This is a genomic window from Selenomonas sp. oral taxon 149 str. 67H29BP, from assembly GCF_000146365.1.
Lineage (GTDB): Bacteria > Bacillota > Negativicutes > Selenomonadales > Selenomonadaceae > Centipeda > Centipeda felix.
On sequence record NZ_GL397087.1, the window covers coordinates 819,199 to 830,267 of the forward strand.

Genomic DNA, 11,069 nt, shown 5'->3' on the forward strand with positions numbered 1-11,069 from the left:
AAAATTTTTTTGACGGACGATGTGGATTTCTATGCCGTCAGCCCGCCATCCACCATATAGATGCTGCCCGTTACCCATGCTGCCGCAGGAGAGGCGAGAAAGACGACAGCGGCAGCGGCCTCATCGGCCGTGCCGATGCGCCCGAGCGGATAGAGCGACGCCATCTCCCGCAACTGATCCTCTCGTGGCAGATGCGCCGCGAGCTGGCGCTCCGTCATCGGCGTGAGAATATCGGCAGGTGCAACAGCATTCACGCGCACGCCGTCGCAGGCTGTCTCGCGGGCAAGCGAGCGCGTCAGCGCGACAACCGCGCCCTTCGTCGCCGCATACGCTGCACAAAAATAATTCCCATGCAGCCCTGCATCAGAGGCGATATTCACGATATTTCCATGCGTCTGCCGCAAATAGGGCAGAGCCGCCTGTGACAGATGGATCGTCCCCTTGATGTTCGTATCAAGCAGAGCGTCGAGCTCCTCCGCCGAAAGCGCATCCAGCGCGCCCTCGTGGTAGATGCCTGCGGCATTGATGAGAACGTCTAGCGCACCACAGCAGCGGATTGCCTCCGCAACAACGCGGCCACAGTCGGACAGAGACCGTACATCGCCGGCACAAAACAGCGCACGCCCTGTGGCAGAGAGCTGCTCCTCTGTGCCCTTGCCCCGCATCTGGTCACGCCCCATGAGCACAACGCGCGCACCGGCCGCCAGAAACATTGCCGCCGCCGCGTATCCGATGCCCGAGGTGCCGCCTGAGATCAGCACGGATTTTCCCGCGAATGCATCCGGTGCAAAGATCGTTTTGCTCATATCCGCCCCACAACGCAGAAAAACCGGACTCCCGTCGGAAGTCCGGTCACACTGCAAAATCAGTTCACAGCATCCTTCAGAGCCTTGCCGGCCTTGAACACAGGATTACGCGAAGCCGCGATCTCGATTTCCTTGCCCGTCTGGGGGTTACGCCCCTTGCGTGCCGCACGATCCTTCACCTCGAACGTGCCGAATCCGATCAGCTGAATCTTGTCACCCTCGGAAAGTGCGCCCTTGATCGTCTCAAAAAGAGCATTGACTGCCTTCTCTGCGTCCTTCTTCGTGAGACTTGCCTGCTCTGCTACGTTTGCGACCAATTCCTGCTTGTTCAAAGTAGCATCCTCCTTTAAGATATTTTCCATTTTCCTCGCGACCGCTTAGTGTCGCACTGACATGAGAGAATTTAACAGAATTACCCCGAAAAATCAAGGGGAAATATTAAAAAAAGATGATTTTTCCCAAAAACTCCCGTTTTTTTTACGGATTTTCCCAAAAAGTCGGCATATAAGGGACAAAAATGGAGGTCAGATGATCCACATCCTCCTGCCGATCGAGTGCATAAAGCGGAATGCGCCGCACGTCCTGTTCGGGCAGACTGAGGTGGTGCAGATAGAGCACCTCCTGTGCATCGTCGCAGTGCTCCATCAGGAGCAGTTTGACATCGGAAGCAATCGCACGCGAATAAATTTGTGTAATAATGCGGTCCTGCGTCGGCACGGCACGGATCTGCGCCTCATTCAGCGCGTCGAGAATGGAGAGCCCGTTCACGGGATCGATGCCCACCGCCGCAAAAAGTGGATCCAAAAAACTCATCCCGGACAGGATGTCGAGCGGTATCCCCTCGCGCTCTGCCGCAGGGCGCAGGAGCTGTACCGTGCGCTCTGCGACGTGCGGGCTTCCGGGAACGAGATAGAGCACAGAGCCCGTGCGGACACGCGTACAGAGATCCGTGACAATCGCGGCATAGAGCGCGTCAAAGTCCCCCATCTCCTCGTAGAGGGGATCGTATGTCTCATAGGAAATCTGCACATCATCCAGTGCCGATACACTCGGGTGGATGCGCGTGCGCAGCACGATCTGCTCCGCCCTCTCGATCTGCGCCCATGTCTCGCGCGTAATCAGCCCCGCGTCACCGGGGCCGAGCCCCGCAACGGTCAATCGATAGTCATTCATGTCGCTCTCCTGTGATCAACTGCACAATCTCCAGCACCGTATCCAATACATTCCTGCATTCACGTGCCGCGAGGCGGATGCGATAGCCGCTCCCCTCGGGCAGGGGCCCGACGCGCCGCCCAAAGGCGCGGTCGAGGCGCATGAGTGCCGGGAGCGGCAGCTTTTCATCCGCCGGCAGGGCGATATCGAGCGCATTTTCCTTCAGCGCAATGCTCCGTGCATGAAAGGTCCGCGCCGCATTTTTGATGCGCGCGATATCGAGCAGAGCAAGGACGGGCGCTGTCGGCTCGCCGAACCGGTCGATCAGCTCGTCGAGCAGTGCATCGAGATCCTCATCCGTCTGCACCGCCGCGATCTTCTGATAGACCTCGATCTTGTGCATGGCGTCCTCGATGTAGCCGCCATCCAGATACGCCTCCACGGGGAGGTCGATGACGGTCTGTACGGGCGGCGGCGCAGGTTTCTCGCCCTTTTTGCGCGCCACGGCCTCCTCGAGCAGCTTCACATACATCTCAAAGCCGACGCCTGCGATATGCCCATGCTGCTGCGCACCGAGAAGGCTCCCCGCGCCGCGGATCTCGAGATCACGCATCGCGATCTTAAAGCCCGAGCCAAGGCGTGCAAACTCCTTCATCGCCTGTAGGCGCTTCTCCGCCGTCTCGCTGAGCACCTTGTCGCGCCGATACGTGAAGTAGGCAAACGCCATCTTCGCCGAGCGGCCGACGCGTCCGCGCATCTGATAGAGCTGCGAGAGGCCGAAGCGGTCGGCATCGTAGATGATGATCGTATTCGCGTTGGCGACATCGATGCCGTTCTCGATGATGCTCGTTGCAAGCAGGATGTCATAATGTCCCTCGTAAAAGTCCATCATGACCTGCTCCAGAATATCCTCGCTCATCTGTCCGTGCGCGGAGGCAATACGTGCCTGCGGTACAATCTGCAGCAGGTGCTCGCGCATCCGGTCGATGCTCTCCACGCGGTTGTAGATAAAGTAGATCTGCCCGCCGCGCGACAGCTCACGCTCGATCGCGCCGCGCATCATAGCATCACTGCTCTCCACGACGTAGGACTGCACAGGGAGGCGCTCGGCGGGCGGCGTCTCGATGACACTCATATCACGCGCACCCGCGAGCGACATGTGCAGCGTGCGCGGAATCGGCGTCGCGGAGAGCGTCAGTACATCGACGCCCGTCGCGAACTCCTTGATCTTTTCCTTCTGCGTCACGCCGAAACGCTGCTCCTCATCCACGATGAGCAGGCCCAGCTTCTGAAATCGCACGCGCTTCCGATTAAGAATCGCATGTGTTCCGATGAGGATGTCCACTTGACCACGCGCCACATCGCGCAGCGTCGCCGCCTGTTCCCGCAGCGTGCGGAAGCGGCAGACAACGTCCACCTTCGGAGCGAAGTCGGCAAAACGCGCCGCAAAGGTCTGATAGTGCTGCTGTGCGAGAACTGTTGTCGGCACGAGCACGGCGACCTGATAGCCGTCCATCGCCGCCTTGTACGCCGCGCGAATCGCAACCTCCGTCTTGCCGAAGCCCACATCGCCGCAGAGCAGGCGGTCCATCGGCTTTTCGCTCTCCATATCGTGCTTGATCTCTGCAATGGCGCGCAGTTGATCGTCCGTCTCCTGATACGGAAACGCCTCCTCGAACTCGCGCTGTCCCGCATCATCCGGCGAAAAGGCATGACCCTTCGACATGTGCCGCGCAGCGTAGAGCTCAATCAGATGGTCGGCGATATCCTCGACCGATTTCTGCGCCTTGGCTTGTGCGCGTGCCCAGTCTGCCGTACCCATGCGGTGCAGGCGCGGCGCAGCGCCTTCTGCACCGATATACTTTTGCAGGAGACTGACCTGATCGGTCGGGACGAAGAGCTTGTCGTCCCCGCCGTACTGGATGTGCAGATAGTCGCGGTGAACACCGGCGACCTCGATGGTCTCCACACCCAGATACTTCCCAATGCCGTGGGAAATGTGCACCACATAGTCGCCGGGCGCAATCTCGCGAAAGTGGCGGATGCGCTCTCCCGCCGACGCTGTACGGCGCAGCCGTGCCTTATGACGACCGAAGATGTCCTGCTCCGTCAGGACAGCAGTGCGAGACGCGCTCAGCTCAAAGCCCGCACGCAGGGTGCCGGGCGAAATGGTGACGGCATGTTCGGCCGGTGCATCTGCGCCGCGTGAAATGACCGTCGGGAGCTTCCAGAGCGTGAGCATCTCGCGCATTCGCGCGGCCTGCTCCGCCCCGCCCGCTAGGATGAGGACGCGCATCCCCTCTCCCAGATAGCGATGCAGCTCGCTCTCGAGGAGCGAAAACTGCCGCTGAAACGCCGTCATGGGCACCATCTGTACGCCGATGAGCGTCTGCGGCGTACACGTCGGGACAGCGCGATTCATGAGTGAGATGAACACCTCATGCCCCTCCGTACCGGCGGCGGTCATCTCTGCCCACGAGAAACACCGCGCTGCACGCACGGCATCCTCCCGTACGCCATCCTCCAGCGCCGCCATCAGGCGTGACGGCTCGTCAAAGACACTTGTTCCGGCTGCGCCGAGATAGCTCAAAAAACAGGCCTCCCCATTGTCGTCTGCGGCACGCAGAGGCATGATGGAGGCCGTTCCGATATTTTTGATGGAGCGCTTGGTCAGAGGGTCGTACTCTCGCATGGAGTCGATCTCCGTATCGAAGAACTCCACACGGATGGGCGAGAGCGCATTGATGGGAAACACATCCACAATGCCGCCGCGCACGCTGAACTGTCCGACGTTCTCCACCTCCGGCACATGTTCATAGCCGAGCGCCGACAGCCGCTCCATCAGGGTCTCACGCGGGAGGTCTTGTCCCAGGCGCAGCGACAGTGCGGCACGGGAGAATTCCGTCGTGCTGAGCCCCTTCTGCGCCGCCGCACCGATGTCCGCCAACACGATGATCGGCTCATGACGCAGGAGACGCGCCATGATGTTCATGCGCTGTGCCGAGCGCTCCAGCCCCTTCGCCGCACCGGGTGCAGCAAAGTCAATGCGGTCCAGCTCGGGCAGCTCATAGACATCCGCCTCGGGCAGGAGTGCCGTGAGATCCTCCTGCCACGCGCGCAGCGCATCCCGTCCCGCCGTCACAATGGCGAGCGGGCGCGGTGCTGCATCATAGGCGGCGGCGACGGCGGCGTGCTTCAATGCCCCTGCGGCACCGTGCAGCATGGTCTGTGCTGCCGGCTGCGCAAATACCTCCGTCAGCTGACGGAGGGCGGGATCATCCCGCAGAAGCGAAAAAAATGTATTCATTTGGATGCGGCAAGAGCCGCGCGGATAAAGCCTGCAAAGAGTGGGTGCGGATGATTCGGCCGCGACTTCAGCTCCGGATGAAACTGCGAAGCGACGAACCACGGATGATCCTCGATCTCCACGATCTCCACGAGCTGATCATCGGGGCTTGTTCCTGCGATGCGCAGCCCCTTTTCCTCCAATTGAGCGCGATAGGCATTGTTGAACTCAAAGCGATGGCGGTGCCGCTCGCTGATCTCAGGCGTTCCATACGCCTCACGCGAGAGCGAATCCGCTGCGAGGACGCAGGGATACGCCCCCAGACGCATCGTACCCCCCTTCTCCTCCACGCCCTGCTGATCCTCCATCAGGGCAATGACGGGATGCGGTGTCTCGGGTACGAACTCCGTGCTGTGTGCACCGGAAAGTCCCGCCGCATGGCGCGCAAACTCGATGACAGCGCACTGCATGCCAAGACAGAGCCCGAGGAACGGGATCTTGTTCTCGCGCGCATACTGGATCGCGCGGATCTTTCCCTCGACGCCGCGGTCGCCAAAGCCGCCCGGTACGAGGATGCCCTTGCAGCCGACGAAAATCTCATCGAGATCTGCGTTCGGATCCTCCAGTTCCTCGGCGTTGATCCATGTGATCTTCACCTGCGCATCGTTTTCGATGCCGCCGTGATTGAGTGCCTCCGTCACCGACATATAGGCATCGGGCAACGCTACGTACTTGCCGACGACGGCGATTTTTACCTTCTTTGCGGGGTGATTGATCTTAAAGACCATCTTCCCCCATGCCTCCATGTTGGAGGGGTCAAAATCCATCGCCATTTTCTCGAGAACAATGCGGTCGAGGCCTTCCTGCTGCATCATCAGCGGCACCTCATAGATCGTCGAGGCCGTACGATTTTCGATGACTGCATCGGCGTCAACATCGCAGAAGAGCGCAATTTTCTCCTTCATCTCGCGCGGAATCGGCTGCTCCGTCCGGCAGACGAGGATGTCGGGCTGGATCCCGATGGCGCGCAGCTCCTTGACACTGTGCTGGGTCGGCTTCGTCTTGAGCTCCCCCGCCGCCGTGATATAGGGGAGCAGTGTCACATGGATGTAGAGCGCATCATTCTTTCCCACTTCCTTTTTGACTTGGCGGATCGCCTCAAGGAAGGGAAGGCTCTCGATATCGCCGACGGTACCGCCGATTTCCGTGATGACGACATCGGCGTTATCCGCCTTTGCCACATCGTAGACGCGCTGCTTGATCTCGTTTGTGATATGCGGAATGACCTGTACCGTCGAGCCGAGGTAGTCGCCGTGACGCTCCTTGTTCAGGACGGATGCATAAACCTTTCCCGTTGTGATGTTCGACCGCTTTGTCAGATTGATATCAATGAAGCGCTCATAGTGACCGAGGTCGAGATCCGTCTCCGCGCCATCGTCAGTGACGAATACCTCACCGTGCTGATAGGGGCTCATCGTGCCGGGATCAATATTGATGTACGGATCGAACTTCTGAATCGTCACCTTGATGCCACGGTTCTTGAGCAGGCGTCCGAGCGAAGCCGCAGTTATGCCCTTGCCGAGGGAAGAAACAACGCCGCCCGTGACGAATATATACTTTGCCATATTATGCCTCCGCCGTATCCTATCAGTTCTGAATGCTTTCGAGCTTCTTCTTGCGTGCTGCTTCCTTCGTAATCGCGGTCTTCGAGGTGCCGGAGGACGCGCGTGACGAGGAGCGCTTGACCTCGGGCGGCACCCACTCAGTCAGCCCCCAGCGGCTCTCGCCCTCGTAGTGGAAACGGCTGTCCATATTGATCATCGTATAGATCTCCGAGATCGCCATGGCGAGCGACTGCACGGGACGATGCGTCGCCTCGATGACCTCAAGGATCAGATCCTTATAGTTCATCGTCTCTTTCTTCTCTGCGAGGATATGATAGGCGGCGTCGACTTCCGACATCTTTGTATAATCCATGGATAGACTCCTTTCAATAGGACGTTGCATGATGGTTCACGGATCCATTCAACACCATCATCTTGGTGTATTTTCCCGCACTCCGGCGGAACATCTGCACCAATCGGATGACTGTCTCCCGTGAGGCCTTACATCTTCTCCGGCGCGGAAACACCCAGAATACCGAGGCTGTGGCGAATCACGCGCCCGGTCGCCATGACGAGGGCGAGGCGGGCAGAGGCAAGTGCCGGTTCCTGTCCAACAATGCGGCATTTATTGTAAAACGCATGAAATGCAGCCGCGAGCTCATGGCTGTAGCGTGCGATGCGCTGAGGAGCGTATTCCGCTGCAGCGCGCTCGATCTCCTCAGGATAGGCAGCGAGCTTCTTGATGAGTGCCGTCTCCGTCTCATCCGTCAGGCGTTCCAGCTCCGCCCCATCTAAGGGGACAATTTTCGATTCCTCCGCCTGGCGGAAGATGCTGGAAATGCGTGCATGCGCATACTGGATGTAGTAGACGGGGTTTTCGTTCGTTCTCTTCTTCGCGAGATCGAGATCGAAATCCAGCTGGCTGTCGAGGGAGCGCATCAGGAAGAAATACCGCGCCGCATCGACGCCGACCTCCTCCATCAATTCCCGCAGCGTCACCGTCTCGCCCGTGCGCTTGCTCAGCTTTACGACCTCACCGTCGCGATAGAGGCTCACCATCTGCAGGAGAAGTACCGTAAGCTGCTGGGGATCGTGTCCGAGCGCCGCCATCGCCGCCTTGACGCGGGCGACATAGCCGTGATGATCCGCCCCCCAGATGTTGACGAGCCTGCCGAAGCCGCGCGCGTACTTATTGTCATGATAGGCGATATCCGCGGCAAGATACGTCGGTACGCCATTGTCGCGGAAGATCACGCGATCTTTGTCATCCCCGTAGTCCGTCGAGCGCAGCCATACCGCACCGTCCTTCTCGTAGGCGGTGCCGCGTTCGAGCAGCACATCGACGACGCGGCGCACGGCCGCCGGATGGAGCGTGCGCTCACTGAACCACGCATCGAACGTCACACCGAAGTCTGCGAGATCCTCGCGAAGCGCGGCGAGTTTCTCGCGATAGGCAATGTCCTTGAACTGTTCCAGACGCTCCTCCTCGGACAGAGCGAGATAGCGCTCCCCGTCACGGTCGATGATGCGCTGTGCCGTCTCCACGATATCCGCACCGTGGTAGCCGTTCTCAGGGAACAGTACCTCCCGTCCGAGGAGCTCCAGATAGCGCGCATTCACCGACACGGCGAGCAAATGCATCTGGTTGCCCGCATCGTTGACATAGTACTCGCTCTCCACCGTATAGCCTGCCGTCCGCAGCAGCGTCACCAGCGCCGAGCCGACCGCCGCACCGCGCCCGTGTCCGACGTGCAGCGGTCCCGTCGGATTCGCGCTGACGTACTCCACCTGAATCGGCGCCGCATCCTTCGGCGCCAGTGTACCGTAGGTCTCCCCCGCACGCAGAATCCCACGCAGGGTATCTGCCATCACATCTTTTTTGAGATAGAAATTGAGGAAGCCTGGTCCTGCCATCTCCGCATGATCGAGCCATGCGCCCGTAAGATGGGCACGAAGCGTCTCCGCGATCTTCTTCGGCGGCTGACGAAAGACGCGCGCCGACTGCATCGCAAAGTTCGTGGCAAAATCGCCCAGCGCCTTATCCGGCGGCTCCTCCAGAAGAATGGGGGGAAGTGCGCCGCCCTCCGGCAGCTCTCCCGCCGCCGTGGCGGCCTCCACGGCACGAAGCAGTGCCTGCTCAATCTGCTGTTTGATCTCCACCTTGATTTGATCTCCTTTGCATTGGCTCAATTCGTATTTCCATCGTGTTGTCGCTCTGACGCATCCCGTCCACATAGAGCGTATAGAAAATATACGCTTCCTCCACCCCGTCCGGAAAGCTGCGCACGCGCAGGCGCCGCGTCAACGTGGACAGCGAGAACCGCCCGTACGGGGTGCGGTAGTCGCCGCGCCGTTCCTGCCCCGGGACGAAGTTCTGCGTACAGCGCACGACGCCACGCCGCTGCAGACGCACATCGTCCGCACCGATGCGCAGAATCGTCGGGACAATCGCGCCCTCAATCAGCTCTGCATCGTCATAGCTCACATAGCGGCTCTCTCCACGCAAAAAACGCCGTCCTATCACGGACAGCGTAATGCGGCTCTCCTCGCCTGCAGCATCCACCTGTCTTCCCTTGAGAAAGACACGCACCTGCTCCGCACCCTTCATCGAAACCTCCTCCGATAAAAAGTGTTCCGTGCAGCGAGAGCACGACATCGATCATGCTCTCGACGCGTTATTCTTGAAATCACCGATAAAGCAGCCCCTCGGATGAGCGCAGATTGCCCGTCATCGCATCGACAAAAAAGATGCGCTGAGATGGCCGCACTGTATTGATCGGAGATTCCTTTATACCTGGTCAACGGCAATATCCAATTCCACAAGTTTGCCGCTCAGATCCATTGCGACGACGAGGTACTGGCCATCGCAGACCTTCACCTCGAAGTCCGCCCCCACCGTCAGCGACGGCGTGGAGATATCGACATCCAGCTCCAAGGCCGTGATGTTCGTCGCCGTGTGAGCCGTCAGCATATTGCTCAGCTCTGAGATCGCGCTCTGCGCCATCTCGTCGAACGTCTCGACCGGCATCCCCATCATCATCTGCGACGCGATAAACTTGGCCGTCTCCTCACTCATATTGTAGACGACGTTCCCGCGAATCTGCTTGGTAAAGCCCACCAGCATCGAAACACCGAGACTCTTGACACGCGACTTCGCTGCATAGAGCTTCGTCCGTGTCGGCTCGGGGAATCCCAGCATCGGCATCACCGTCGTAAAGGCGTCCACAAAAGGATTGATCAGTTTTGCATCCATCGATTACTCTCCTTCTGCAAAGCCCACATTGATCCGGACGGTTCCAATCGGCAGCTTCATGCTGATACAGAACGTCGTCATGCGGGGACTTACAATATGCACCTGTGCGCCCGAGATCGTCCCCGGGGGCGTCAGGCGCAGTTCCTTCCCATCCAGGACATTGTTGATCTTTGAAACAGCTCGCCCTGCGATAATGTTCGCGGCTTCCTCTACGGCATCTGCTGCTGCCTCGTTCTCCGTGAGCTCCTCTACGGTTGAATATCCAAGCATGTGCATGGCGAAGAGCTGTACCACAGACTCCTCTGCGTAGAGGATCACGCGTCCTGTCGTATAGCCCGTGATGCCGATGATCACTGCCGCACCGCTCACATCGAGTGTGCGCGACTCATAGGGTGCAATCTCCGGCTCTCCCTCCATATTGAGGAGCCCCGACACACCCTGCTGGAGGGCACGTGCAAACGGCTTTGCATAGAGTTCCCGAAACTCTGTCTCCTGCGTGGCGGATACCTGCCCGATCAGGTACAGCGTATCCAGCAGATCTGCCTGCGAAACCGGCTTTTGAAGGAACGCACGCACGCCGACAGCCTTCCCTTGTGTGATGAGCTTCAGATCCTTCATCGCACTGATCATCAGAATCCGTGCATCCGCATCCAGCGCGAGGATACGTCTGCTGCACTCAAGGCCGTTTGTGTCCGGCAGGTTCATATCCATCGTCACGAAGTCCGGCCGCAGCTCTTCGTAGAGTTTCAGCGCCTCCACGGCATCTGCCGCCATCCCGCAGACCTCGAAATCCGTTTCCCTTAGATGTTCAGCAATCATCACGCGGCTGATCTTGGAGTCGTCCACGATCAGTACCCGCAGCTTTCCCATTCCTACTCCCCCTCTGCCACGAACACTTTATTCTAATTCTATTATACACAAAAAAGGGCTGTTCGTCACATATTTTTTGGGAGAACTTCGATCCAAGG

Annotated in this window: 10 protein-coding genes; all 10 read right to left on the minus strand. The window is 59.1% G+C overall.

Features of this window, described 5'->3' with window-relative positions; genetic code table 11:
* Nucleotides 1-29 precede the first annotated feature (29 nt).
* A complete protein-coding gene (locus HMPREF9166_RS03945; protein WP_009442765.1) occupies nt 30-806 on the minus strand; it encodes an SDR family NAD(P)-dependent oxidoreductase in 777 nt (258 codons plus the stop codon).
* A 59-nt stretch (nt 807-865) separates the two neighbouring features.
* On the minus strand, nt 866-1,138 hold the full coding sequence (locus HMPREF9166_RS03950; RefSeq protein WP_039980979.1) for an HU family DNA-binding protein: 273 nt from the start codon (nt 1,136-1,138) through the stop codon (nt 866-868).
* A gap of 145 nt (nt 1,139-1,283) precedes the next feature.
* Nucleotides 1,284-1,979 (minus strand): SAM-dependent methyltransferase, encoded by a 696-nt coding sequence (locus tag HMPREF9166_RS03955; protein WP_009442767.1) that lies wholly within the window; start codon nt 1,977-1,979, stop codon nt 1,284-1,286.
* The gene (gene mfd / locus HMPREF9166_RS03960) at nt 1,972-5,265 is read right to left on the minus strand and encodes a transcription-repair coupling factor (protein WP_009442768.1); all 3,294 of its coding nucleotides are present in this window, start codon (nt 5,263-5,265) and stop codon (nt 1,972-1,974) included. The genes HMPREF9166_RS03955 and mfd overlap by 8 nt, the downstream gene beginning before the upstream one ends.
* Complete coding sequence (locus HMPREF9166_RS03965) at nt 5,262-6,869, minus strand: CTP synthase (protein WP_009442769.1); 1,608 nt, start codon at nt 6,867-6,869, stop codon at nt 5,262-5,264. Before HMPREF9166_RS03965 ends, mfd begins: the two co-directional genes overlap by 4 nt.
* A gap of 22 nt (nt 6,870-6,891) precedes the next feature.
* Nucleotides 6,892-7,221 (minus strand): DNA-directed RNA polymerase subunit delta, encoded by a 330-nt coding sequence (gene rpoE / locus HMPREF9166_RS03970; RefSeq protein WP_009442770.1) that lies wholly within the window; start codon nt 7,219-7,221, stop codon nt 6,892-6,894.
* Between the two features lie 128 nt (nt 7,222-7,349).
* On the minus strand, nt 7,350-9,008 hold the full coding sequence (argS, locus tag HMPREF9166_RS03975; protein WP_009442771.1) for an arginine--tRNA ligase: 1,659 nt from the start codon (nt 9,006-9,008) through the stop codon (nt 7,350-7,352).
* A complete protein-coding gene (locus HMPREF9166_RS03980) occupies nt 8,986-9,456 on the minus strand; it encodes a DUF1934 domain-containing protein (RefSeq protein WP_009442772.1) in 471 nt (156 codons plus the stop codon). The genes argS and HMPREF9166_RS03980 overlap by 23 nt, the downstream gene beginning before the upstream one ends.
* Before the next feature lie 180 nt (nt 9,457-9,636).
* Nucleotides 9,637-10,101: a chemotaxis protein CheX gene (locus HMPREF9166_RS03985; protein WP_009442773.1), complete on the minus strand. Its 465-nt coding sequence runs from the start codon at nt 10,099-10,101 to the stop codon at nt 9,637-9,639.
* A 3-nt stretch (nt 10,102-10,104) separates the two neighbouring features.
* Complete coding sequence (locus tag HMPREF9166_RS03990; RefSeq protein ID WP_009442774.1) at nt 10,105-10,971, minus strand: response regulator; 867 nt, start codon at nt 10,969-10,971, stop codon at nt 10,105-10,107.
* Nucleotides 10,972-11,069 lie beyond the last annotated feature (98 nt).

Coding starts and splice junctions, on each gene's coding strand:
- HMPREF9166_RS03945 (WP_009442765.1), bottom strand. CDS start 806: ATGAGCAAAACGATCTTTGCACCGGATGCATTCGCGGGAAAATCCGTG.
- HMPREF9166_RS03985 (WP_009442773.1), bottom strand. CDS start 10,101: ATGGATGCAAAACTGATCAATCCTTTTGTGGACGCCTTTACGACGGTG.
- mfd (WP_009442768.1), bottom strand. CDS start 5,265: ATGAATACATTTTTTTCGCTTCTGCGGGATGATCCCGCCCTCCGTCAG.
- HMPREF9166_RS03965 (WP_009442769.1), bottom strand. CDS start 6,869: ATGGCAAAGTATATATTCGTCACGGGCGGCGTTGTTTCTTCCCTCGGC.
- HMPREF9166_RS03980 (WP_009442772.1), bottom strand. CDS start 9,456: ATGAAGGGTGCGGAGCAGGTGCGTGTCTTTCTCAAGGGAAGACAGGTG.
- rpoE (WP_009442770.1), bottom strand. CDS start 7,221: ATGGATTATACAAAGATGTCGGAAGTCGACGCCGCCTATCATATCCTC.
- HMPREF9166_RS03990 (WP_009442774.1), bottom strand. CDS start 10,971: ATGGGAAAGCTGCGGGTACTGATCGTGGACGACTCCAAGATCAGCCGC.
- HMPREF9166_RS03955 (WP_009442767.1), bottom strand. CDS start 1,979: ATGAATGACTATCGATTGACCGTTGCGGGGCTCGGCCCCGGTGACGCG.